The 24077-nt window shown below is 69.0% G+C and carries 22 protein-coding genes and 3 tRNA genes; 14 read left to right on the forward strand and 11 right to left on the reverse strand.

The window, feature by feature from the left end:
• Window positions 1–47: 47 nt before the first annotated feature.
• The 8 genes from gnd (at window position 48) to NVV95_RS15175 (ending at window position 8020) form a co-directional block, all read left to right on the forward strand.
• On the forward strand, window positions 48–956 hold the full coding sequence (gene gnd, locus NVV95_RS15140) for a phosphogluconate dehydrogenase (NAD(+)-dependent, decarboxylating) (protein ID WP_333474051.1): 909 nt from the start codon (window positions 48–50) through the stop codon (window positions 954–956).
• Between the two features lie 17 nt (window positions 957–973).
• Window positions 974–2185 (forward strand): DNA replication/repair protein RecF, encoded by a 1212-nt coding sequence (gene recF, locus NVV95_RS15145; protein ID WP_259487386.1) that lies wholly within the window; start codon window positions 974–976, stop codon window positions 2183–2185.
• Window positions 2178–2687: a DciA family protein gene (locus NVV95_RS15150; protein ID WP_173182094.1), complete on the forward strand. Its 510-nt coding sequence runs from the start codon at window positions 2178–2180 to the stop codon at window positions 2685–2687. Before recF ends, NVV95_RS15150 begins: the two co-directional genes overlap by 8 nt.
• Before the next feature lie 135 nt (window positions 2688–2822).
• Window positions 2823–4796 (forward strand): DNA topoisomerase (ATP-hydrolyzing) subunit B, encoded by a 1974-nt coding sequence (gene gyrB / locus NVV95_RS15155; protein WP_259487387.1) that lies wholly within the window; start codon window positions 2823–2825, stop codon window positions 4794–4796.
• Window positions 4797–4817: 21 nt separating this feature from the next.
• Window positions 4818–7385, forward strand: coding sequence for a DNA gyrase subunit A (gene gyrA / locus NVV95_RS15160; protein WP_259487388.1), 2568 nt, complete (start codon window positions 4818–4820; stop codon window positions 7383–7385).
• Window positions 7378–7785 carry a DUF3566 domain-containing protein gene (locus tag NVV95_RS15165; RefSeq protein WP_173182091.1) on the forward strand — a complete coding sequence of 136 codons (408 nt, stop codon included), beginning with the start codon at window positions 7378–7380 and terminating at the stop codon, window positions 7783–7785. Before gyrA ends, NVV95_RS15165 begins: the two co-directional genes overlap by 8 nt.
• Before the next feature lie 66 nt (window positions 7786–7851).
• Window positions 7852–7925: transfer RNA gene (locus tag NVV95_RS15170), tRNA-Ile, on the forward strand.
• Between the two features lie 22 nt (window positions 7926–7947).
• Window positions 7948–8020: transfer RNA gene (locus NVV95_RS15175), tRNA-Ala, on the forward strand.
• Window positions 8021–8083: 63 nt separating this feature from the next.
• Here NVV95_RS15175 and NVV95_RS15180 read toward each other — a convergent pair.
• Complete coding sequence (locus tag NVV95_RS15180) at window positions 8084–8635, reverse strand: hypothetical protein (RefSeq protein ID WP_259487389.1); 552 nt, start codon at window positions 8633–8635, stop codon at window positions 8084–8086.
• 142 nt (window positions 8636–8777) lie between these two features.
• Between NVV95_RS15180 and NVV95_RS15185 the strand changes: the two genes are divergently transcribed.
• Together NVV95_RS15185 and NVV95_RS15190 are read left to right on the forward strand one after the other, a co-directional pair.
• On the forward strand, window positions 8778–9317 hold the full coding sequence (locus NVV95_RS15185; protein ID WP_259487390.1) for a peptidylprolyl isomerase: 540 nt from the start codon (window positions 8778–8780) through the stop codon (window positions 9315–9317).
• A gap of 35 nt (window positions 9318–9352) precedes the next feature.
• Window positions 9353–10210: a rhomboid family intramembrane serine protease gene (locus tag NVV95_RS15190; protein WP_259487391.1), complete on the forward strand. Its 858-nt coding sequence runs from the start codon at window positions 9353–9355 to the stop codon at window positions 10208–10210.
• An 84-nt stretch (window positions 10211–10294) separates the two neighbouring features.
• Here NVV95_RS15190 and NVV95_RS15195 read toward each other — a convergent pair whose 3' ends face one another.
• On the reverse strand, window positions 10295–10561 hold the full coding sequence (locus NVV95_RS15195) for a cell division protein CrgA (protein ID WP_259487392.1): 267 nt from the start codon (window positions 10559–10561) through the stop codon (window positions 10295–10297).
• 99 nt (window positions 10562–10660) lie between these two features.
• Between NVV95_RS15195 and NVV95_RS15200 the strand changes: the two genes are divergently transcribed.
• Genes NVV95_RS15200 through NVV95_RS15210 form a run of 3 tightly spaced genes read left to right on the forward strand, consistent with a single transcriptional unit; the run spans window position 10661 to window position 12263 of the window.
• Window positions 10661–11467, forward strand: a complete 807-nt coding sequence (locus NVV95_RS15200; protein WP_259487393.1) for a class E sortase — start codon at window positions 10661–10663, stop codon at window positions 11465–11467.
• Complete coding sequence (locus NVV95_RS15205; protein WP_259487394.1) at window positions 11467–11628, forward strand: hypothetical protein; 162 nt, start codon at window positions 11467–11469, stop codon at window positions 11626–11628. Before NVV95_RS15200 ends, NVV95_RS15205 begins: the two co-directional genes overlap by 1 nt.
• Window positions 11625–12263 carry an anthranilate synthase component II gene (locus NVV95_RS15210; protein WP_173182084.1) on the forward strand — a complete coding sequence of 213 codons (639 nt, stop codon included), beginning with the start codon at window positions 11625–11627 and terminating at the stop codon, window positions 12261–12263. The genes NVV95_RS15205 and NVV95_RS15210 overlap by 4 nt, the downstream gene beginning before the upstream one ends.
• Before the next feature lie 10 nt (window positions 12264–12273).
• Here NVV95_RS15210 and pknB read toward each other — a convergent pair whose 3' ends face one another.
• The 7 genes from pknB to NVV95_RS15245 are packed head-to-tail and all read right to left on the reverse strand — an operon-like array spanning window position 12274 to window position 21432.
• Window positions 12274–13989, reverse strand: coding sequence for a Stk1 family PASTA domain-containing Ser/Thr kinase (pknB, locus tag NVV95_RS15215; protein ID WP_259487395.1), 1716 nt, complete (start codon window positions 13987–13989; stop codon window positions 12274–12276).
• Between the two features lie 60 nt (window positions 13990–14049).
• On the reverse strand, window positions 14050–15810 hold the full coding sequence (locus NVV95_RS15220; RefSeq protein WP_259487396.1) for a serine/threonine-protein kinase: 1761 nt from the start codon (window positions 15808–15810) through the stop codon (window positions 14050–14052).
• Window positions 15807–17258, reverse strand: coding sequence for a peptidoglycan D,D-transpeptidase FtsI family protein (locus NVV95_RS15225; RefSeq protein ID WP_259487397.1), 1452 nt, complete (start codon window positions 17256–17258; stop codon window positions 15807–15809). The genes NVV95_RS15220 and NVV95_RS15225 overlap by 4 nt, the downstream gene beginning before the upstream one ends.
• A 4-nt stretch (window positions 17259–17262) precedes the next feature.
• Window positions 17263–18660 (reverse strand): FtsW/RodA/SpoVE family cell cycle protein, encoded by a 1398-nt coding sequence (locus NVV95_RS15230; RefSeq protein WP_259487398.1) that lies wholly within the window; start codon window positions 18658–18660, stop codon window positions 17263–17265.
• The gene (locus NVV95_RS15235) at window positions 18660–20006 is read right to left on the reverse strand and encodes a PP2C family protein-serine/threonine phosphatase (RefSeq protein WP_259487399.1); all 1347 of its coding nucleotides are present in this window, start codon (window positions 20004–20006) and stop codon (window positions 18660–18662) included. Before NVV95_RS15235 ends, NVV95_RS15230 begins: the two co-directional genes overlap by 1 nt.
• 18 nt (window positions 20007–20024) lie before the next feature.
• Complete coding sequence (locus NVV95_RS15240) at window positions 20025–20654, reverse strand: FHA domain-containing protein FhaB/FipA (RefSeq protein WP_259487400.1); 630 nt, start codon at window positions 20652–20654, stop codon at window positions 20025–20027.
• A gap of 7 nt (window positions 20655–20661) precedes the next feature.
• Window positions 20662–21432, reverse strand: coding sequence for an FHA domain-containing protein (locus NVV95_RS15245; RefSeq protein WP_259487401.1), 771 nt, complete (start codon window positions 21430–21432; stop codon window positions 20662–20664).
• 226 nt (window positions 21433–21658) lie between these two features.
• On the opposite strand from NVV95_RS15245, the gene NVV95_RS15250 reads away from it, so the two are divergent.
• A tRNA-Leu gene (locus NVV95_RS15250) sits at window positions 21659–21742 on the forward strand.
• Window positions 21743–21858: 116 nt separating this feature from the next.
• Here NVV95_RS15250 and NVV95_RS15255 read toward each other — a convergent pair.
• Window positions 21859–22635, reverse strand: coding sequence for an alpha/beta hydrolase (locus NVV95_RS15255; RefSeq protein WP_259487402.1), 777 nt, complete (start codon window positions 22633–22635; stop codon window positions 21859–21861).
• A gap of 47 nt (window positions 22636–22682) precedes the next feature.
• Window positions 22683–23978, reverse strand: a complete 1296-nt coding sequence (locus NVV95_RS15260; protein ID WP_259487403.1) for a coiled-coil domain-containing protein — start codon at window positions 23976–23978, stop codon at window positions 22683–22685.
• Between the last annotated feature and the right edge of the window lie 99 nt (window positions 23979–24077).

The raw sequence follows: 24077 nt of genomic DNA on the forward strand, positions 1-24077 counted from the left end.
CCCGCTGCATCTGCTGCAGCAGCTCTGAACCACTCGACACCCGCGACATGACACAGAAGGAGACGGCCATGGAGATCGGCCTCATCGGACTCGGCAAGATGGGCAACAACATGCGTGCCCGCCTCAAGAAGGCCGGCATCGGCGTGGTAGGCTACGACACCAACCCCGCCGTGAGCGACGTCGCCGACCTGGCCGCGCTCGCCGCCGCGCTCCCCGCGCCCCGCATCGTCTGGGTGATGGTGCCGGCTGGCAAGATCACCGACAGCGTGATCGACGACCTGTCGAACGTGCTCGACGAGGGCGACCTCATCATCGACGGCGGCAACTCGAAGTGGACCGAGGACTTCAAGCACTCCGAGCTGCTCAGCCCCAAGGGCATCCAGTTCATGGATGCCGGAGTCTCGGGCGGCGTCTGGGGCCTCGAGAACGGCTACGGCCTGATGGTCGGCGGCACGGCCGAGATGGTCGAGCGCGCCATGCCCGTCTTCGACGCCCTGCGCCCCGAGGGCCCGCGGGCCGAGGGCTTCGTGCACGTCGGCGAGGTCGGCGCCGGCCACTACGCCAAGATGGTGCACAACGGTATCGAGTACGGCATGATGCAGGCCTATGCCGAGGGCTACGAGCTCCTCGACGCGAAGAAGGACATCATCAAGGACGTCACCGGCACCTTCAAAGCCTGGCAGCGCGGAACCGTCGTGCGCTCCTGGCTGCTCGACCTCCTCGTGCGCGCCCTCGAGGCCGACCCCGAGTTCGACCAGATCGAGGGCTACGTCGAAGACTCCGGCGAGGGCCGCTGGACCCTCGAGGAGGCCATCGAGAACGCCGTGCCGATGCCCGCGATCAGCGCCGCGATCTTTGCCCGCTTCGTCTCGCGTCAGGACGACTCGCCCTCGATGAAGGCCGTCGCCGCCCTGCGCAACCAGTTCGGCGGCCACGCGGTCAAAGAGCTCGACTGAGCCGACCCGCCCAGGTCGTGATCGTCCGTCATCTCAGCCTCACCGACTTCCGCAACTACCGCACCGCGGAGGTCGCGCTGGAGCCGGGTGCGAACCTGTTCGTGGGGCGGAACGGTCAGGGCAAGACCAACCTCGTCGAGTCGCTGGGGTACCTCAGCACTCTCGGCTCGCACCGGGTCTCGAACGATCAGGCGCTCATCCGCGCGGGTGAGGACGCCGCGATCGTTCGGGCCCGGCTCGAGCACGACGGCCGGGAGCTGCTGGTCGAGCTGCAGCTGAACCGCGCATCCGCCAACCGCGCCCAGGTCAACCGGGCGGCGATCAAGCCGCGCGAGCTGCCGCGGTACATCTCGACCGTGCTGTTCGCCCCCGAAGACCTGGCGCTGGTGCGCGGCGAGCCGTCGACCCGCCGTCGTTTCGTCGACGCGCTGCTCGGGGCAAAGGCACCGCGCCTGCTCGGGGTGTTCTCCGACTACGAGCGGGTGCTGAAGCAGCGCAACGCCCTGCTGAAGTCGGCACGGGCATCCGGTTTGAAGGATGCGAAGCTCACCACTCTCGAGCTCTGGAACGAGCGGCTGGTCGACCTGGGCGCCGAGATCATGGCCGAGCGCCTCGCGATCGTGGCCGCGCTCGGACCCTTCGTGCGCGAGGCCTACCAGGCCGTGGCGGGGTCGGATCAGGAGCCGACACTCGAGGTCGTGATGAGCGTGCTGTCCGAGCATCCGGAGACCGACACCGACGACAGCGGCGAGCCGGCCCCCTCGGTGGGTGCGGGGCTCAGCCGCGACGACCTGGCGGAGGCGTTTCGGGCCGCCCTCGACCGGGTCGCCCGGGCCGAGCGCGACCGGGGCATCACGCTGGTCGGCCCCCATCGCGACGACGTGCTGTTCCGGCTGAACACCCTCCCGGCCAAGGGGTACGCGAGCCACGGCGAGTCGTGGTCGTTCGCCCTCGCCCTGAAGCTGGCCTGCGCCGAACTGCTGCGGGCCGATTCGTCGACCGGCGACCCGATCGTCATCCTCGACGACGTGTTCGCCGAGCTCGACCAGCGCCGGCGGGGGCGGTTGGCGGATGCGGTGAAGGACTACCAGCAGGTGCTGATCACCGCGGCCGTCTACGACGACGTGCCCGAGGAGCTGACCGCCCACACGGTGCGCATCGAGGCCGGCGCGATCGTGGAGGCGGAGACGCCCGAAGCGGCGGAGACGCCAGAGGCCCCCGATGCCTGAGCCCACCCGCCGCAACCCGGAATCGCAGAACGTCTACCTGCGGCTGAAGACCGCGTTCGGCGACCCGACGTCGCGGGCAGCCCGGTGGCGGGAGAAGAAGACGAGGGCCCGCGGCGACGACGAGGCGAGCGTGCCCTACGGGGTGGGTCGCGACCCGAAAGGCCTCGGCGACGTGATGTCGGGTCTCTCCAGCGAGCTCGGCTGGGGCTCGTCGCTCGCGAAGAGCGACCTGCTGCTGGCATGGACCGAGATCGCCGGCCCCGAGACCGCCGAGCACAGTCGTCCGATCGGCATCACCGACTCCGTGCTGACCGTGCAGTGCGACTCGACGGCCTGGGCGACGCAGCTGCGGCACATGCGTGTGCTGATCATGACGACGATCGCCCAGCGGTTCCCCGAGGCGGGTATCGAGTCCATTCGCTTCGAAGCCCCCCACGCCCCGTCGTGGAAACGGGGCTCCAGATCGATTCCAGGGCGGGGTCCTCGCGATACCTATGGCTGACGGGGCAAATATGGTCACGCCCTCGGAGAAATCTCGTCTACGGGGCGTCTGAGCGCTTTTTCCCATCCCGGGTTTGATAGAATTAAGGGTCGCCTGCCCGGCCGTTGGGCGCGGCACTGAGGAGCCCATTTCCATATGTCTGAATCGGACAAGGTCCACCCCGACAACGAGTACGGCGCCGACCAGATCCAGGTTCTCGAAGGCCTCGAAGCGGTGCGCAAGCGCCCCGGCATGTACATCGGCTCGACAGGGCCTCGAGGTCTGCACCACCTGGTATACGAGATCGTCGACAACTCCGTCGATGAGGCGCTCGCCGGCTACGCCACCCACATCGAAGTGGTCATGCGCAAAGACGGCGGCATCACGGTCACCGACAACGGTCGCGGCATCCCCGTCGACATCCACCCCGTGCAGAAGAAATCGACCGTCGAGGTCGTGCTCACCATCCTGCACGCCGGCGGCAAGTTCGGCGGCGGCGGGTACGCGGTGTCGGGTGGTCTGCACGGTGTGGGCTCGTCGGTCGTGAACGCGCTGTCGAGCGAGCTCGACGTCGAGGTGCGCCGCCAGGGCAGCGTCTACCGCCAGAGCTACAAGATCGGTGTGCCCCAGGCGCCGCTCGAGCAGGGCGAGTCGACCACCGAGACCGGCACGCGCATCACCTTCTGGCCGAGCGCCGAGATCTTCGAGACCGTCGAGTTCGACTACGAGACCCTGCGTGCCCGCTTCCAGCAGATGGCCTTCCTGAACAAGGGCCTGGCCATCAAGCTGACGGATGAGCGGGGTGGCGAATCGGGCGACGAGGAGGAGACCTCGGTCACCTACCTCTACGAGAACGGCCTGAAGGACTACGTCGAGTACCTCAACCGCTCCAAGAAGGCCGATCTCGTCAACGACGAGATCATCTCCTTCGAGCAGGAGGACACCGAGCGCAAGATCGCGCTCGAGGTGGCCATGCAGTGGACGACGGGCTACACCGAGAGCGTCCACACCTACGCCAACACCATCAACACGCACGAGGGTGGCACCCACGAGGAGGGCTTCCGCGCGGCGCTCACCTCTCTCGTGAACCGCTACGCGCGCGAGAAGAACATCATCAAGGAGAAGGACGACAACCTCTCCGGCGACGACGTGCGCGAGGGCCTCACCGCCGTCATCTCGATCAAGCTCGCCGAGCCGCAGTTCGAGGGTCAGACGAAGACCAAGCTCGGCAACACCGAGGCGAAGGCGTTCGTGCAGAAGGTCGTGGGCACCGAGCTCACCGACTGGTTCGACCGCAACCCGGTGCAGGCCCGCGACATCATCCGCAAGGCCATCCAGGCCTCGCAGGCGCGCCTCGCCGCCCGCAAGGCCCGGGAGCAGACCCGCCGCAAGGGCCTGCTCGAGGGCGGCGGCATGCCGGGCAAGCTGAAGGACTGCTCCAGCCGCGACCCCGCCCGCAGCGAGATCTTCATCGTCGAGGGCGACTCGGCCGGTGGCTCCGCCATCCAGGGCCGCAACCCCGAGACCCAGGCCATCCTGCCGCTGCGCGGCAAGATCCTGAACGTCGAGAAGGCCCGACTCGATCGCGCGCTCGGCAACAACGAGGTGCAGGCCATGATCACGGCGTTCGGCGCCGGCATCGGCGAGGACTTCAACCCCGACAAGGCGCGGTACCACAAGATCGTGCTGATGGCCGATGCCGACGTCGACGGCCAGCACATCACCACGCTGCTGCTCACCCTGGTGTTCCGCTACATGCGTCCGCTGATCGAGCTCGGCTACGTCTACCTCGCGATGCCTCCGCTCTACCGCCTGAAGTGGTCGAACTCGCCGCACGAGTACGTCTACTCCGACGCCGAGCGCGACGCGCTGCTCGTCGACGGCCAGGCGGCCGGCAAGCGCATGCCCAAGGAGAACGGCATCCAGCGCTACAAGGGTCTCGGCGAGATGGACTACCGCGAGCTCTGGGACACCACGATGGACCCGGACACCCGCACCCTCCGCCAGATCACCCTCGACGACGCGGCCGCGGCCGACGAGATCTTCTCCACCCTGATGGGCGAAGACGTCGAATCGCGCCGCAACTTCATCCAGAAGAACGCCAAAGACGTGCGCTTCCTGGACATCTGACCCTTCGATCGAGACTGACACATGACTGACGAAATCACTCCGCCCACCGGCGATCGCATCGAGCAGGTCGATCTCCAGCTGGAGATGCAGCGCTCCTACCTCGACTACGCGATGAGCGTCATCGTCGGGCGCGCCCTGCCCGACGTGCGCGACGGCCTGAAGCCCGTGCACCGCCGCGTGATCTACGCGATGTACGACGGCGGGTACCGTCCCGACCGGGCCTTCTCCAAGTCGGCCCGCGTGGTCGGCGAGGTGATGGGTCAGTTCCACCCGCACGGCGACACGTCGATCTACGACACCCTGGTGCGGCTCATCCAGCCGTGGAGCCTGCGCTACCCGCTCGCGCTCGGCCAGGGCAACTTCGGCTCACCCGGAAACGACGGCGCCGCCGCCCCGCGGTACACCGAGACGAAGATGGCTCCGCTCGCGCTCGAGATGGTGCGCGACATCCAGGAAGAGACCGTCGACTTCCAGGACAACTACGACGGCCGCACGCTCGAGCCCGTCGTACTGCCGAGCCGCTTCCCGAACCTGCTGGTCAACGGCTCGGTCGGCATCGCGGTCGGCATGGCCACGAACATCCCGCCCCACAACCTGCGCGAGGTCGCCGCCGGTGCCATCTGGTACCTCGAGAACCCCGATGCCTCGCGCGAGGAGCTGCTCGAGGCCCTGATGCAGCGCATCAAGGGCCCCGACTTCCCCACCGGCGCGCAGATCCTCGGCGTCAAGGGCATCCACGACGCCTACCGCACGGGCCGCGGCTCCATCACGATGCGTGCCGTCGTGAACGTCGAGGAGCTGCAGGGCCGCACCTGCCTCGTGGTCACCGAGCTGCCCTATCAGGTCAACCCCGATAACCTCGCGATCAAGATCGCCGACCTGGTGAAGGACGGCCGGCTCGCCGGCATCGCCGACATCCGCGACGAGACCTCGGGCCGCACCGGTCAGCGCCTCGTGATCGTGCTGAAGCGCGACGCCGTGGCCAAGGTCGTGCTGAACAACCTCTACAAGCACACCTCGCTGCAGGAGAACTTCGGCGCCAACATGCTGGCGATCGTCGACGGCATCCCGCGCACCCTCCCGCTCGACGGCTTCATCACCGAGTGGGTCGCGCACCAGATCGACGTCATCGTGCGCCGAACCCGCTTCCGCCTGCGCGAGGCCGAGGCCCGCATGCACATCCTGCGCGGCTACCTGAAGGCACTCGACGCCCTCGACGAGGTGATCGCGCTGATCCGCCGCTCGCCCACGGTCGAGGAGGCCCGCGACGGCCTGATGGAGCTGCTCGACATCGACGAGCTGCAGTCCCGCGCCATCCTCGAGCTGCAGCTGCGCCGCCTCGCCGCGCTCGAGCGGCAGAAGATCCAGGAGGAGGCCGAGGCCCTCCAGCTGAAGATCGACGAGTACAACGTCATCCTCGGCAGCCCGCAGCGCCAGCGCGAGATCATCACCGAGGAGCTCGGCGAGATCGTCGAGAAGTTCGGCGACGACCGGCGCACCGAGATCATGTTCGGCTTCGACGGCGACATGAACATCGAAGACCTCATCCCCGAGGAGGAGATGGTCGTCACCGTCACCCGCGGCGGGTACGTCAAGCGCACGCGCAGCGACAACTACCGCAGCCAGCACCGCGGCGGCAAGGGCGTCAAGGGCGCCCAGTTGCGAGCGGATGACGTGGTCGAGCACTTCTTCGTCACGACCACCCACCACTGGCTGCTGTTCTTCACCAATCGCGGCCGGGTCTACCGCACGAAGGCCTACGAGCTGCAGGAAGCCGGGCGCGACGCCAAGGGCCAGCACGTCGCCAACCTGCTCGCGCTCGCACCCGACGAGCAGATCACGCAGATCCTCGACATCCGCGACTACGAGGCCGCCCAGTACCTGGTGCTCGCCACCAAGGGCGGGCTGCTGAAGAAGACGTCGCTCACCGAGTACGACACCAACCGCTCGGGCGGCATCATCGCGATCAACCTGCGCGACGACGACGAGCTCGTCTCGGCGCTGCTGGTCGACGAGGACAGCGATCTGCTCCTGGTGTCCAAGAAGGGCATGTCGATCCGCTTCACGGCGAGCGACGAGGCGCTCCGGCCGATGGGCCGGGCCACCTCCGGCGTGATCGGGATGAAGTTCCGCGGCGACGACTCGCTCCAGGGCGCCTCCGTCGTCTCCGACGAGGGCTTCGTCTTCATCGTCACCGAGGGCGGCTACGCCAAGCGCACCTCGGTCGACGAGTACCGCGTGCAGGGCCGCGGCGGTCTGGGCATCAAGGTGGCCAAGCTGCAGGATGCCCGGGGCGATCTGATCGGCTCCCTGATCGTCGGGGAGGACGACGAGGTGCTTGTGGTTCTTGCCAGCGGCAAGGTGGTACGCTCTGCCGTGGCCGAAGTTCCGGCCAAGGGACGCGACACGATGGGCGTGGTCTTCGCCCGCTTCGCGGACGATGATCGCATCATCGCGGTGGCCAAGAACACCGAACGCAACCTGGAGTCCGAGCTCGAGGCGGGTGCTGAGCCCGTGTTGACGACGGCACTCGAGGAGAGCGCAGACGCCGGGTCTGCGCCTGGAGAGGACGTAACGACGGATGAGTAATCTTGGCGACAAATTCGCGAAGAAGACGGCAAGAGTCGCCAACACCAAGCAGGTCCGGCTGAAGCTGGTCTACATCGACTTCTGGTCGGTGCTGAAGATCTCGTTCCTGCTCGCCATCATCCTCGGCATCGTGACCGTGGTCGCCAGCTTCCTGGTGTGGTCGGTGCTGAACCAGACCGGTGTGTTCGACTCGATCAACACGCTGCTGCAGGACATCGCGGGCGCCGGCAACTTCGACCTGTTCGACTTCGCCTCGCTGCCGCAGGTGATGGGCTTCTCCATCGTCGTGGCCATCCTGAACGTCATCGTCATCACCGCGCTCGGAGCGATCTGGGCCGCGCTGTACAACCTGGCCGTGCGGATCACCGGCGGCATCATGCTGGGCTTCACCAACAAGTGACGCCCGACCGGCTCGATTGTGTGATCGGGCACTGCGTAGGGTAATCTCTACTCTGGTCAAAAAAACGGGGCTATAGCTCAGGCGGTTAGAGCGCTTCGCTGATAACGAAGAGGTCCAAGGTTCAAGTCCTTGTAGCCCCACCCGTAGATTCACTCCCCGAACGGGGCCTTAGCTCAGTTGGTAGAGCGCCTGCTTTGCAAGCAGGATGTCGGGAGTTCGATTCTCCCAGGCTCCACTCCACATCGAAGAAGCCCCCCACCGGTCGGTGAGGGGCTTCTGTCGTGCGAGGGGCTGGGGGTCAGCTCTCGGGGTTGGTCTCGGGCTCCGGGTCCTCGTCGGCGATCCAGAGCTCGTCGTCGGCCCGGAACGTCTGCCACAGGGCATAGCCGACACCCACGAGGGTGACGACGCCGAGGCTCACGACGAAGGCGGTGCCGACCTTCGAGCCGCCCGACTTCGGGGCCGACTTCTTGACGGCCTTGCCGGCCTTCTGGACCTTCTTGCCGGCTTCCTTGAGGAACTCCGGGTTCTTGGACGACTGCAGCACCGCTGCGGCGGAGCCGAGCGTGCTGGCGAGCGCGGGGATGACCTCGGAGGAGAACTGCTTCTTCACGGTCGAACCGGCCACCTTGACCTCGGCGACCTTGCGGCTCACCGTGGGGGCGACGGAATCGACTGCGCTCTTGACGCGGGGCTTGACCTGCTCCTCGGTGAGGAAGCTGGCCTGCTTGCCGGCCTCACGGATGATCGTGTTGGCACGGTCGAGCACGTCCTGCTGGTCGAGCCACAGTTCTTCTGCCGAACCCTTCAGGCGCTTGAGCGCCTTGCGACGCTTGCGGGAAAGACTCATGGGAAACCTCCATCGGCGAAAGCACGGACAACCTCATCTTGGCACGCTCTGCACCGCGGCAGTAGTTCGCGGCCCTGATCATCCGCTCCCCATCGCCTGGGCCTTCACTGGATGCGGCGCGCCGGTGTGACAGAATCGAGCCATGCCCGCTCACACCCATGTCGCGACCATCACCACCAACCACGGCCCCATCGTCGTGAACCTCTACGGTCACCACGCTCCCAAGACCGTCAAGAACTTCGTCGGCCTCGCCACCGGCGGGATCGAGTGGACCGACCCCAAGACCGGCAAGCCCACCACGGCGCCCCTCTACGAGAACATCGTCTTCCACCGCATCATCCCCGGCTTCATGATCCAGGGCGGCGACCCCCTGGGCAACGGCACCGGCGGCCCCGGCTTCCGCTTCGACGACGAGATCAACCCCGAGCTCGACTTCACCGAGCCCTACATCCTCGCCATGGCCAACGCCGGCCTGCAGGGCGGCAAGGGCACGAACGGCTCGCAGTTCTTCATCACCGTGGGCCCGACCACCTGGCTGCAGGGCAAGCACACCATCTTCGGCGAGGTCGCCGACGACGCCTCGCGTCGCATCGTCGACAAGCTGGCCGGCGTCGCCACCGACGCCTATGACCGCCCGCTCGACGAGGTCGTACTCGAGAACGTCACCGTCACCGAGGTCTGAGACGCACTCGCTGATCCACCGACGCTGATCCACCGATGACGAGCGCCCCGGTCTCGGCCGACGACTACTGCTACCGCCACCCCGGCCGGCAGAGCTTCGTGCTCTGCCAGCGCTGCGGGCGCACCATCTGCCCCGAGTGCCAGGTGCAGGCGGCGGTGGGCGTGCACTGTGTGGAGTGCGCGCGCCGAGACCGGGCGAGCATCCCGCGCCCGAAGCGCAGTCGGGCGTTCGCCCGCCGGGTGACGGGCGCCGATGCACCCGTCGTCACGTACTCGCTGATCGCGCTCTGCGTGGTCGTCTTCGGCCTGCAGCTCATCCCTGGCCTCGGCGTCACGAACGCCCTGCTCTTCGCTCCGGCCTACGTGCAGCCCGCGACGGGCGCTCCGCTCGAGCCATGGCGCATGATCACCGCGATCTTCACGCACTCCACGGCGTCGCTGCTGCCGCTGCACATCCTGCTGAACATGTACTCGCTGTTCATCTTCGGCGGGGTGCTCGAGCGGATGCTCGGGCGGGTGCGGTTCCTCGCCCTCTACCTCATCGCGGGCTTCGGCGGCTCGGTGGCCGTCGACCTGCTGGGCGACCCGCTGCAAGGGACGGTCGGGGCATCCGGAGCCATCTTCGGTCTGATGGGCGCCTTCTTCATCATCAACCGGCACCTCGGCGGCAACAGCATCCAGTTCGTGGTGCTGGTGGTGCTCAACCTGGCCTGGGGATTCTTCGTGCCGGGCATCTCGTGGCAGGCCCACGTGGGCGGTATCGTCGCCGGCGGGCTGGTGGCGCTGGTGCTCGTGCGCACCCGCAACCGGAGTCAGCGCACGGCGCAGATCGTCGGCGTCGCGGCGATCGCGGCGGCCCTCGTGGCCCTCACCGTGATTCGTGCACTGGTCTGAATGCTAGATCGACTAACAGAGTTATCCACACTGTGGAATTCTCCACAGGAGTTTCCACATTGGGGATAATCACACCGGTGTAGTTCAGCGCCACCTGGTGGTCATGATGAAGCCGATGAAGGCGATGCCGAAGCCGATCAGGATGTTCCAGCTGCCCAGGTCGGGAACGGGGAACAGGCCCTGGCTCACGTAGAACACGATGATCCACAGCAGACCGACGATCATGAACCCGAACATGACCGGCTTGAACCAGACCGGGTTGGGGTTCTGCGCCGAGTCGTCGGAGCTGGAGCGCTGGACGTCGCGAGTGCGACGGGCGACATCCTTCGTTGATGCTTTGTCTCGGGCCATGCCGACGATTCTAACGGGGATCATCCCCCGTTCTCCACCGGTTCTCCACAGGCGGCGGCTTCGTGGCCGCTGCTCAGCCACAACTCCTAGGATTGGGGGATGACCGACAGCGCCCAGGGTGAGCTCCGGCGCCCCCGACGGCAGAAGCGCAGCCCCGTCTCCCGGGTGATCGGGGTGTTCGGTGAGCTCCTCATCACGGCCGGTCTGCTCGTGCTGCTCTTCCTCGGCTGGCAGTTCACGCTTAACGGCGTGATCCTGAGCAACCAGCAGGCCTCCGACGCCGATCAGCTGATCGACGGCTGGCAGAACGGCGGCGCCTCCGACGGTGCCACGGCCGCCCCGGTCGCTCCTAACACCGACGGCACAACCGCGAGCCCGGCCTTCGCCTACGGCGAGCCGCCGGCACCCGACGCCGCTCCCGGCGACGCCGAGGAGTTCGCGGTGGTCTACGTGCCGCGCTTCGGCTCGGACTTCAAGAAGACCATCGCCGAGGGGGTCGACCCGCGCTCGGTGCTGAACAAGGGCGGGGCCGGTCACTACACCACCACGCAGATGCCGGGCGAGGTCGGCAACTTCGCCATCGCGGCGCACCGCGACGGCTGGGGCAGCCCGTTCCTGAAGATCAACGAGCTGCAGCTGGGCGACAAGATCTACGTCGAGACCCAGGCCGGCTGGTACACCTACACGTTCCGCGGGCTCGAGTACGTCACGCCCTACGGTGTCGGGGTCATCGACCCCGTGCCGCAGGTGCCGAACGCGGCGCCGACCGACCGCATCCTCACGATGACGAGCTGCAACCCGCTCTACGTGGCGAGTGAGCGCATCATCGCCTACTCGGTGCTCACCGACTGGACGCCGCGCTCCGTCGGAGCCCCGGCGGAGATCTCGGGATTGGTGGGAGCCTGATGTACGCGACGCTCTGGCGACTGATCCCGGGGCCGATCTGGCTGCGCATCCTGATCGTGCTCGTGCTTCTCGCGGCGGTGCTCTACCTGCTCGCGTTCTTCGTGTTCCCCTGGGTCGATCAGATGACGGCCCCCAGCCAGGATGTGACGGTGGATCGATGACCCGTGTTCTCGTGATCGACAACTACGACAGCTTCGTCTACACGCTGAACGGCTACCTGCAGCAGCTCGGGGCCGAGACGGAGGTCGTGCGCAACGACTCCTTCGACGCCGCCGACGCGGCCGAGACCATCGCCGGGTACGACGCGGTGCTCGTCTCGCCGGGCCCGGGCAAGCCGAGCGAGGCCGGGGTCTCCATCCCGGTCGTGCTGGCCGCCCTCGACTCGGGCACCCCGCTGCTCGGGGTGTGCCTCGGTCACCAGGCCATCGCCGAGGCGCTCGGGGCCACCGTGACGAACGCCGAAGAGCTCATGCACGGCAAGACCTCGGTCATCCGGCACGACGACGACCCGTTCTACGACGGTGTTCCCGACGGCTTCACGGCCACCCGGTACCACTCGCTCGCCGTGGTCGACGGCACGGTGCCCGATTCGCTCGTGGTGACCTCGCGCACCGACGGCGGCGTCATCATGGGCGTGCGCCACGTGACGGCCCCGGTCTACGGGGTGCAGTTCCACCCCGAGTCGGTGCTCACCGAGGGCGGCTACCGGATGCTCGGCAACTGGCTCGCGACCGCGGGCCTCGCCGAGGCGCCCGAACGGGCCGCCACGCTGAACCCGCTGCTGCGCGCGGTCTAGCCCCTGTTCGTCAGGCGCCGCTGCAGTAGAAGATCGTGATCGCCGACTTCTGCGCGGCGTCGCCCTCGCGGATCGACTGGCTCGACACGGGCTGACTCACGCCCGCGCTCTGCGGTGTGGCCGCGCATCCGGGATCGGGCTGCACCGTGACCTCGAGCTGCAGGCCGGTGAGGGTGGTCTGCGCATCGGTGTACGGCTCGCCGGTGACGTTCGGCACCGAGACGAGCCCGGTCGACACCACCAGCTCGATGGTGTCGCCGGCGAAAGCGCCGGTCCCCCCGTCGGGATCGGTGCGGATGACGACGTCGGACGGGACGTCGGGCGAGTTCTCCTTGACCGTCTGGCCGACCGAGAAGCCCGCCGTCGTGAGGGCGTTGCTCGCATCCGTCGCCGACTGACCGGCCACCGTGGGAACCGTGACCGACTGGCGGCCCTGCGACACCCGCACGTCGATGACGGTGCCCGGGCCGACGATGGTGCCGGCGGGCGGATCGCTGTCGACGACCTGACCCGCGGGGATGGTGTCGCTGTAGACGTCGTAGCGCGCGGACACCAGATCGAGCTGCTGCAGGGTGGCGTCGGCCGCCTCGTAGCTCTGACCGGTCATGGTGGGGATCTCGCGGGAGGTGGAGGGCAGCGTGTCGGTGGGGGTGAGGGTCAGCACCCAGAACACGATCGCCACCAGGATGACGGCGACCGAGACGACTCCCGCCCAGATCCAGACGACCGGGGGCCGGGACTGCGTGCGCACCGAGTACTCGTCGTCGCCGGCGAGCTGGATGAGCGCCGAGTCGTTGCCCTGCGTGAGGCTCGGCGGGGCGCCGAAGAGCGAGGACTGGAAGTCGTCGGCCGGCACCCGCTTCGACGGGATCTTGCCCGCGCCGGCGATCTGCAGGTCGGTGCGGAACTCGACGGCGTTCTGGAAGCGGGCGAAGCGGTCTTTCGCCAGGGCGTGCAGGGTGACCTGGTCGATGGCCGGGGAGACCTGCGGATTGATGGTCGACGGGGCGACCGGCATCTCGCTGACGTGCTGGTAGGCCACGGCCACCGGCGTCTCGCCCTTGAACGGGGGCTGACCGGTGAGCATCTCGAAGAGCACCACACCGGTGGAGTAGAGGTCGGTGCGGGCGTCGACCGACTCGCCGCGCGCCTGCTCCGGCGAGAAGTACTGCGCCGTGCCGAGGATCGCGGTGGTCTGCGCGACGGTGGCGGAGGAGTCGGAGATGGCGCGGGCGATGCCGAAGTCCATCACCTTCACCTGGCCGCCGTGCGTGATCATCACGTTGCCCGGCTTGATGTCGCGGTGCACGACGCCGGCGCGGTGCGAGTACTCCAGAGCGGTCAGGATGCCCTCGGTGATGCGGATCGCCTCGGCCGAGTCGACCGGGCCCTCCTTGATCACGTCTTTGAGCAGCTTGCCCTCGACGAACTCCATCACGATGAACGGGACGATTCCCTCGAAGCCGCCGGCCTCGGCCACCCGCTCCTCGCCGGCGTCGAACACGCGCACGATCGTGGGGTGCGCCATGCGGGAGGCGGCCTGCGCCTCTTGCCGGAAGCGGGTGCGGAAGACCGGGTCGCCCGCGAGCGACGACTTCAGCAGCTTGATCGCCACCTGGCGCCCGAGCCGCTCGTCGCGCCCGGAGTAGACGTTCGACATGCCGCCGCGCCCGATGAGCTCACCGATGCGATACCTCCCGGCGAGGAGGCGGGTGTCATCGGTCACAGGTGCTGCTCCACGGGGTTCTCGGTCGGACAGGTGTCGAGGTCAGGCTACCGGCAGGACTCAACCCGCGGGTGTCTCGCTCGGCTTGGGCGTGGGGCCGCCGCCGGAGATCGACAGGGTGAGCGCCGGCGAGAATCCCGAGGCCGAGCCGGAGCAGGTGACCTGGTACTTGATCTCGATCGTCGAGGTCTCGGGGCCGGTCGCGGTGAACTCCGCGCTCGTGGCGGTTCCCGGCTCGGCCTGCAGCGTCGCATTCGTGGCCTGCAGCGTGTAGCCGTCGAGCGTGGTGCCCGAGGGGCAGCTGTACGACGACCACGACACGGTGAAGTCCTCACCGGGCTCGACGCTGCCGGAGTCGGTGGTGGGGGCCGACGACGGGGCGTCTGGCACGATCACGTCGCCGTAGACGGTGAGCTGGATGGTCGTTCCCGGGTCGACGTTGCCGACGGGGGTGGCCTGGTAGACGACGTCGACCTGGTCGGCCGACGGGGCGGCGTTGCCGACCACGCGGCTCGCGGACAGGCCCAGGCCGTCGAGGACGGCGGAGGCGTCGGCGAACGACTTGCCCTTGAGCTCGGCCTCGGAGACCGCGATGCGGGAGTTCGTGGGCGTGGGGGTGGGCGCGGCCGAGGTGGGCGCCGCCGAGGTGGGGGGAGCGCTCGTGGCCGTGGTCGGCGCGGTGACGGAACCGCTGTTGCCCTGGAACAGCACTGTAACGAGGGTTCCGATGCCGATGACCAGCAGGATGATGATCAGCACGATCAGGGGCCAGGTCCAGGGGCTGCGCTTCCTCGGTGCCTCCTCGACCGCGTCGGTCTCGGGATCGGCAGGGAACAGCAGCGGGTTCGCGGCCGCGCCTCCGGCGGCACCGGCGCCCGCCGCGGCGAGCACGGTGGTGGCCTGGGTGGGCGCCCCGGCTGCGGGCATGACGGTGGTGGCCGAGGTGGGGGGCAGCGGCTCGTCACCGAGCACCGCGGGAACGGCGGCCGCCGCGGAGGCGATGTCACCGCGCCGCAGCGCCATGGCGGCGCGTGCCAGGGCGCCCGTGGACGACGGGCGGTCTTCGGGCTTCTTGGCGATGCAGGAGAGCACGAGGTTGCGCACCGGGGTGGCGATCGTGGTGGGCAGGTCGGGCGGCGTCTCGTTGATCTGCGCCATGGCGATGGCGACCTGCGACTCGCCGGTGAACGGGCGCTTGCCCGCCAGGCACTCGTAGGCGACGATGCCGAGCGAGTAGATGTCGGTGGTGGGGGAGGCCGGCTGACCGCTCGCCTGCTCGGGCGAGAGGTACTGCACCGTTCCCATCACCTGACCGGTGGCCGTGAGCGGCACCTGGTCGGCGATGCGGGCGATGCCGAAGTCGGTGATCTTCACGCGACCGTCGGGGGTGATCAGCAGGTTGCCCGGCTTGATGTCGCGGTGCACGAGGCCCGCGGCGTGCGCGGCCTGCAGGGCCAGCGCGGTCTGCGCGACGATGTCGAGCACCCGATCGGTGGAGAGCACGTGCTCGCGCTCGAGGATGGTGGAGAGCGCCTCACCGGGCACCAGCTCCATCACGAGGTAGGCGCTGCCCTCCTCCTCGCCGTAGTCGAAGACGTTCGCGATGCCCTCGTGGTTGACGAGCGCGGCGTGCCGGGCCTCGGCGCGGAAGCGCTCGAGGAAGCCCGGGTCGCCCAGGTACTCGTCTTTCAGGATCTTGATCGCGACGGTGCGGCCGATCACGAGGTCGGTCGCCTGCCAGACCTCTCCCATGCCGCCGATCGCGATGCGATTCGACAGCTCGTACCGGCCCCCGAAGGTCACCCCTGCTGTGGGTCTCATTTACTCAGCACCGCCTCTAGTACTCGTTTCGCGATCGGCGCGGCCAATTCGTTGCCTGTGCCCGATTGGCCCAGCCCACCGCCGTCTTCCACGACAACAGCGACGGCGACCCGAGGGTTGTCAGCCGGGGCGAAACCGGTGAACCACAGGGTGTAGGGATCGTCCTCCCCGTTCTCTGCGGTGCCGGTCTTACCAGCCACACTGACGCCGTCTATTCTTGCATTAGTCGCCGCGCCGTTATCGACTGCCTCGACCATCAGCTTCGAAAGTTCCGAAGCTGTTACATCGGTCAGCGGGGTCGAGAACTCTTCGGGCTCGAAGCTCTGCAGCACGCTCAGATCGGGGGCCCTGATCTCGTCGACGAGGTCGGGCGTCATGATCGTGCCGCCGTTCGCGACCGCGGCCGAGAGCATCGCGACCTGCAGCGGCGTCGCCACGTCGCTGCCCTGGCCGAAGGCCGAGAGGGCGAGCTGGGCGTCGTCGAGACCGCGGGGGTACTGGCTGGTCGAGACGTCCATCGGGATGGACAGCTCGCTGCCGAATCCGAAGGCGTTGGCCATGTCGCCGAGCGACGACTCGCCCATCTCGACGCCGAGCTCCGCCATCGGGATGTTGCAGGAGAGCACGAACGCGGTGGCGATCGAGACCTGGTCGCCGCCGCCGCAGGTTCCGCCGCCGGCGTTCGCGACAGTCGAGTCGCTGCCCGGAAGCGGCAGGCGCGCGAGGTTCGGCTCGGTGTGGTCGACCGGCAGGCCGGCGTTCTGCAGCGCCGCCGAGGTGGTGATGATCTTGAAGGTCGAACCGGGCGGGTTCAGGTCGTTGATGGTCTTGTTGATCAGCGGGTCGCCCTGGGCGGCCAGCAGCTGGTCGTAGGTGTCGAGCACCTGCTGGCTGTCGTGGGCCGCGAGGGCGTTCGGGTCGTAGTCGGGCTTCGACACCATGGCCAGGATGCGCCCGGTGGACGGCTCGATGGCGACGACGGCGCCCTGGTAGCTGCCGAGCGCGTCGTAGGCCGCCTGCTGCACGACCGGGTCGATCGTCAGCTCGACCGAGGCGCCCTGCGGGTTCTTGCCGGTGACGAGGCGGTCGAGGTACTCCAGGAACTGGGAGTCGCTCGTGCCGCTGAGGTAGTCGTTCATCGCCTGCTCGATCTGGCTCGAGCCCTGGCCGAGCGTGTAGTACCCGGTCACCGCGCTGTAGAGCGGACCCTGCGGATAGCTGCGCTGGTACTTGAACTCGTCGTCGGTCGGCACCGAGACCGCGATCGGCTGGCCGTCGACGAGGATCGGCCCGCGCTCGACGTCGTAGCTGGCGTAGATCGTGCGGGCGTTCCGGGCGTCGCTCGCCAGGTTGTCGGCCTGGAAGAACTGGATCAGCGTCGTGGAGACGAGCAGCGCCAGGAACATCGCGAACACGACGATGCTCACGCGCTTGAGTTCTCGGGTCACGGGTCTAGATCACCAGCCTCGGCTGATTGCGCACTGTGTCCGACAGGCGGAGCAGGAGCGCCACGATGATCCAGTTGGCCACGAGCGACGAGCCGCCGGCCGCGAGGAACGGCGTGGTCAGACCGGTCAGGGGGATGACCCGGGTGACGCCGCCGATCACGATGAAGCACTGCAGGGCGAGCGTGAACGAGAGGCCGACGCCGAGCAGCCGGCCGAAGTCGTCCTGCCCCGCGAAGCTGATCCGGAGTCCACGCGAGATGAACAGGAGGTAGAGGCCGAAGATGGCGAACAGCCCTGCCAGCCCGAGCTCCTCGCCGAGCGACGCGATGATGTAGTCGCTCTGCGCCAGCGGCGTGATGTCGGGCCGGCCCTCGCCGAGTCCGGTGCCGATCAGGCCGCCGTTGGCGAGGCCGAACAGCCCCTGTACCAGCTGGTAGCTGCCGCCCTGGGCGTCGTAGATGTCGGGGTTGAAGGCGTCGAGCCAGTTGGTGAAGCGGTCGTTGACGTAGACGAGCACCTGACCGGCGATCACCCCGCCCGCGAGGAACAGGCCGACCCCGAGCACGACCCAGCTGGCCCGCCCGGTGGCCACGTAGATCATCACGACGAACAGGCCGAAGTACAGAAGGGCCGTTCCGAGGTCGCGCTGGAAGATGATGATCGCCATCGAGAGCGCCCAGAGCACGAGGATGGGGCCGAGGTCGCGGCCGCGCGGGAAGCGGAGGCCGAGCATCCGTCGCCCCACCATCGAGAGGCTGTCGCGGCGCGAGACGAGGTAGCCCGCGAAGAACACGGCCAGGGCGATCTTCGCCACCTCGCCGGGCTGGAACGAGAACGCGCCGACGTGGATCCAGACGCGGGCGCCGTTGATCTCCTGGCCGAGCACCGGCAGCATCGGCAGGAGCAGCAGCACACCGGCGGCCAGCCCGGCCACGTAGGTGTAGCGCTGCAGCACGCGGTGGTTGCGGATGACGACGATCACGACGATCGCGAGGGCGACGGCCACCGACGTCCAGACCACCTGGCGCAGGGCCGTCGACTCCCAGCCGGTGAGCTTCTCGGCGATGTCGATGCGATAGATCACCGCGATGCCGATGCCGTTCAGGAGCGACGCGATCGGCAGGATGAACGGGTCGGCGTTGGTGGCGACGAGCCGCAGCGCGATGTGCATGGCGAACACCAGCACCGCGAGCCCCGCGCCCAGCGTGACGACGGTGAGGTCGGCGTAGCCGAGGGCGCCGAACTGCACGATCACGACCGCGAAGGCGTTGGTGGCGCAGACGAACAGCAGCAGGAACAGCTCGAGGTTGCGCAGCTTCTGGGGCACACGGATGCGCCGAATGCCCTTGCCCGGCGTGGGGGCGGGGCTCGACGAGACGGGGGCGGTGGGGGCGGCCGACATCAGGGCGCCGGGGTCTCGGTCGCGGCGGGTGCGGGCGTTCCGGACGGGGCAGGCGTGGGCGTCGGGGTCGCGCCCGGCGTCGGGGTGCTGCTGCCGTCGTCGGCGGGGGTGGCGGAGTTCAGGCGCTCGACGATCTCGCGGGCATCCTGAACCGAATCGGCAGTGATGGTGTTCTCGACCTGGTTCTGCGCATAGGGGGTGAGCGCGTCGGTGTCGATCTCGGTCTCCTGGTAGACGTGCGAGAGCGAGACGGGCCCGACGCCCTGCTGGATGCCCTGGTAGATCGAGACGTGGCCGTTCGACTCGCCCACGTAGTAGCGCGTCTGCGTCCACCGGTAGCCGGCCCAGAGACCGGCGGCGACCAGGGCGACCACGATGACGGCGCCGACCAGCCAGGTGATCTTGCGGCGGCGGCTGCGGCGCCGGTCTTCTTCGATCAGCTCGTCGAGGTAGTCCTCGGAGCCGGGCTCGAAGTGGCTCGGTTCGGTGCTCGCAGGGCCGCGGGGGTGCAGCCGCAGACCGGGGATGCCGGCCAGGTTCGTGGACCGGGTCGTGCGGCGGCCGGTGCGGCGCTCGAAGGCGATGGGCGATGCCGCCGAGCCCACGACCACGGGCTCGATCTCGGGGGTCTCGAGCGACTGGTGCACGTCGACCACCACGACGGTGACGTTGTCGGGGGCGCCGTGGTCGAGGCTCTCCTTCACCAGGGCGTTGGCGGCGTCGCTCGGCGAGACCTGGTTCTTCAGGATCTTCTCGATGTCGTCGTGCTCGACCACGCCCGAGAGGCCGTCGGAGCAGAGCATCCACCGGTCGCCGGGTCGGGTGTCCATCACCTGGAGGTCGACCTCGGGGGCCGCGTCGACGTCGCCGAGCACGCGCATCAGCACCGAGCGCCGGGGGTGGGTCTTGGCCTCCTCGGGCGTGATGCGGCCCGAGTCGACGAGACGCTGCACGAAGGTGTGGTCGACGGTGATCTGGGTGAGCACGTCGTCGCGCAGGCGGTAGACGCGCGAGTCGCCGATGTGGGCCAGGGCGACCGAGTGGCCCACGCGCACGAGGGCGCTCAGGGTGGTGCCCATGCCGGTGAGCTCCGGATGCTCGTACACCGTCTCGGTGAGCACGGCGTTCGCGGCCACGATCGCCTCCTGCAGCGCGAACTCGGCGTCGACCGCCGAGCCGTACTCGCCGTCGATCTCGGCCAGCCGCTGGAGGGCCAGGGCGCTCGCGACGTCGCCGCCGGCGTGCCCGCCCATGCCGTCGGCCACCGCGAAGAGCGTCTCGCCCGCGAACCCGGAGTCCTGGTTGTTGGAGCGGATCTTGCCCACGTGGGAGACGGCTGCGCTCACCGTAACGATCGCCACGGGCTACCGCCGCAGTTCGAAGCTCGTGGCGCCGATTCGGATCGGCGTGTTCAGGGGAACATGGACGGGGGAGGTGACGCGCTGGCCGTCGAGGAAGGTGCCGTTGGTGGAGTCGAGGTCCTGGATGACCCACTCCTCGCCCCAGACCATGAGGCGGGCGTGGTGGGTGGAGGTGTAGTCGTCGCGGATGACCACGCTCGAGTCGCTCGAGCGGCCGATGGTGAGGGGCTCGGTGCCGAGGGGGATCTCGCTGTTGTTCTTGGGGCCGGAGGTGATGACGAGGCGGCCGGCGTTGGCGGTGGTGGCGCGCGGGGGGCCGGAGAGCTCGGTGCCGGGGGCCGGGACGAAGGTGGGGACCTTGGGGGCGGGGGGTGCGGGGGTCGCGGGGGTGGAGGGGGCTGCGGCGGCTGTGGGGCGCTGGGCTCCGCCGGGTGCTGCTGCGGCGCCGGCTGCTGCGCTGCCTGGTCCGGCCGCTCCGGTCGCTCCGGCCGCGGCCGGGGTCGCGTCGCTGCGGAGCTTGCGCACGCGCTGGCCGAACAGGTCGGACCGCATCGCGTAGACGATGATGAAGATGAACACCCAGAGCAGGGCCAGGAAGGCCAGCTGCAGGATGAGCAGTGTGAGTTCGCTCATGGCCCGCCTACCGCCAGAATCCGCCGGCGTCGGGGGTGCCGCCGTTCGGCGCGCTGCGCGGCGCGCTCCTCGGGGCGTTCGCACCCGGAGCGCTCGGCCCGCGGCCTCCAGGCGCCGTCTGCGGGACGATGCGGAAGACGATGGTCGTGCGCCCGATCTGGATGACCGAGTCGGGGTCGAGGTTCGCCCGCTGGAACGGCCGGCCGTTCAGCTGCGAGCCGTTCGTGGAGCCGAGGTCGCGCGCCTGGGCGTGCTGTCCGTCCCACAGGATCTCGACGTGCTTGCGGGAGGTGCCGGTGTCGTCGATCGTGATGTCGGCGTCGCTGCCGCGCCCCACCACGGTGCGCGCCTTGGTGATCGGGTGGCGGCGACCCGCGACGTCGAGCACGGGCATCCAGCTGACCTCGCTCTGCACGTTGGCCGAGTCGATCTGGATGACGCCGGTGGTGAGCTTCGGGTCGTCGACCAGCTCGATGGCGACGCCGCCAGCGAACTGGAAGCCCTGCTGGGCGGCGTGCTGCTGCACGATCTGGTTCAGGTCGTCGACGAGGGTCGGGCCGATGCCCGTCATGCGCTCGTAGTCGGCCGGGGCGAGCAGCACGCGGAAGCTGTTGGGCGCGAGGATGCGGTCGCGCGAGACGACGGCCGCCTTCGTGTCGAGCTCGCGCTTCAGCGCGGAGGAGATCTCGACCGGCTGGAGCCCCGAGCGGAAGGTCTTCGCGAAGGCGCCGTTGACGGCGCGCTCGAGACCCTTCTCGAAGTTGTCCAGTATTCCCACGTCTCTCCGTTTCCTGTTCTCCCGGCATCGCTCGGCCTCGGGAGGGAGGCGTCGGGGTGTCGTTCGATGCTCCGCGCAGGCGGCGCGGGCTCTTTAAGGCGTGAATGCTACGTCGATGTTACTTGTCTTGGGTGTTAATGCACTCTCAGCACCCCGGCGGGCAGGTTCTCGGTCGCGTGGGCCGGTTTCGCACCTGCCTTCCGCGCGTGCTAATCTCTCCTAGTTCGCGCGAGTGGCGGAATTGGCAGACGCGCTGGCTTCAGGTGCCAGTGCCCGCAAGGGCGTGGGGGTTCAAGTCCCCCCTCGCGCACGGACGAATGGGATGCCGGTCGGCTGGAGGAGTACCTCCGGGGGCCGGCATTCGTCGTTTCTGCGGTTGTTGCGGTCTGTTGCTGGCTTCTGCGGGCTGTTGCTGGCTTTTGCTGGTCAGCGGGGTTCGATGAAGGTGGTCAGGGCCTCGGTGAGCCGGGCGCGCATCCGCTCGTCGTCGATGCTCGCCGTGCCGTCGCCCGGCTGCACGCCGTAGTCGCCGAACGAGGCGTGGTTGGCGCCGTCGATCACCACGAAGCGGGCGTCGGGCGGGAGGTCGACGCGGGAGTCGTCGATCTTCGCGGGGGTGCTGAGGCCGTCGTCGGTGCCCGAGACCGAGAGCACGGGGATGCCGCCGTCGCTGAGGTCGCCGGCGCAGTACGAGCCGAGGAGCACGAGGCCCTTCACGTCGGCATCGGTCGCGTACTGGCAGGCCTTGACGCCGCCGAGGGAGTGGCCGCCGACGTACCAGTCGTCGACGCCGGGGGCCAGATCGGTGAAGGTGCTGAACGGCCGGAACTCGAGGATCGCGAAGTTGAGGATCGGGCGGACGATCACCACCGTGGTGCCGCTGTCGACGAGGCCGCTGAGCTTGTCGGCGTAGGCGAGCGGGTCGACCTTGGCGCCCGCGAGGAAGACGAGGCCGGTGCCGTTCGGCTCGGCGGATCCGTTCGGTTCGCCGGATCCGTTCGACTCGCCGGTGGGGGTCATCACGACGGCGCCGTGGGTCCAGTGGATGGCGACGGCGGGGTCGTCGGCGACCGCCTGCACGGGGGCGAGCTCGGCGGCGTAGGTGATGTGCGCGTCGACGAGGAAGCCCACGATCAGGGCGACCAGGAGCGTGGCGAGCGCAAGCGCGGCGGGCTTCAGGATGCGGATCGTTCGTCCGGGCATCCGGCGACGGGTCTGTCGGCGGGTCTGCCGGCTTGTCTGCCTGGGCATCAGCGGGCGTGCATCGTGTCGTAGCGGGCGAGGGCGTCGGCGTCGGTCGCGAGCGTGGCGGAGCGGCGGGCCCCGTCGAGGGCGGCGACCGGGTCGGCCTCGAGGCGGGCGAGCTGCAGTTCGCGTTCGGCGGCCGCCAGGCGCGTGCGGGCGTCGGTGCCGACGCCGCTGCGGCGCGACGAGATCAGCTCGCTCGCCGCACTGATGTGGCTCTCGGCGATCGCGAGGGCGCCGGCCAGGGCGTCGCGGGCCGAGTCCAGGCGCTGCTGGGCGGTGCGGGCCGTGTGCAGGGCGTGGTCGAGCTCGGTGGCAGCGGCGTTGAGGGCGTCGATGTCGGCAGTCGGATGCGCGGGGCGGCGCGTCTCGGCCAGGGCGACGGTGTCGCGCACCCGCTTCTCGGCGTCGAGGATGTGCTGGGCCGCGTCGGCGTCGGCGACCGTCGCTCGCAGGGCCTCGGCATCGGCGAGGCGGATTGCGGCCTGGGCCAGGGCGCTGGCGCGGTCGGCGCGGGCCCGGCGGAGGGCGTCGCGGGTGCGATCGACGGAGTCGAGGCGGGTGACGGCCTCGCGGAGGAGCTGCTCGGCGCGCTGCACGTCCTTGGCGACGGGGGCGACGGCGGCGGTCTGCAAGTCCTGCTCGGCCTGCCGGGTGGCGGCGGCCGCGGCGTCGAGGGCGTCCCGGGCGAGGCTGTCGGCGTCGTCGACGGCGCTCAGGGCCGCCGGGTCGTAGGCGTCGCGCAGTTCGTCGAGGGTGGCGGAGGCGAGCGGGAGGCGTTCGCGGGCGTCGTCGATGCCGTCGCGGAGGCGCGCGAGGGCGTCGGGGGCGGCGGTCTCGGCGCGGCGGCGCTCGCCGACGGCTCGCGTCTGGGCGGCGACGAGGGCGAGGGCCGAGTCGCTGAGGGAGAGGATGCGCTTGCTCCAGTCGCGCTGCTCCTGCTCGGTGTCGGGGAAGGAGTCGTCGAGGCGCTGCTTCAGGGCGAAGGCCTCGGAGGCGCGTGCCTTCGCGGTGTCGAGCGCCTCGGCGAACTCGTGCACGATGGCGTCGTCGAATTCGGCGCGGGCGAACTCGAGCTCGTCGGCGGCGTCGCGGATGGCGTCGTCCATCTGCACGAGCTGGATGTTCGCACGCTTGACGAGCTCGTCGACGGGGAGGCGGGTGGGGGCGACGGTGCGGCGCTGGGCGGCGGTGGCCTTCTGCCTCGTGCCGCGGCGGCGCAGGACCGTGGACGCGGCGGCCAGGGTGACGAGCACCGCGCCGAGGATGATCGCGCTCGGCAGCAGGTCGAATCCGTCCATAGGGACAGCCTACGGAGGGAGGGTGGGTGCCGGCTGGTGCCGGCTGGCTTCGCGGTGAGTAGTGATTGCTCATAACGCCCTCAGCGGCTTCTGCGCGAG

The organism is Herbiconiux gentiana, assembly GCF_024978135.1.
Lineage (GTDB): Bacteria > Actinomycetota > Actinomycetes > Actinomycetales > Microbacteriaceae > Herbiconiux > Herbiconiux gentiana.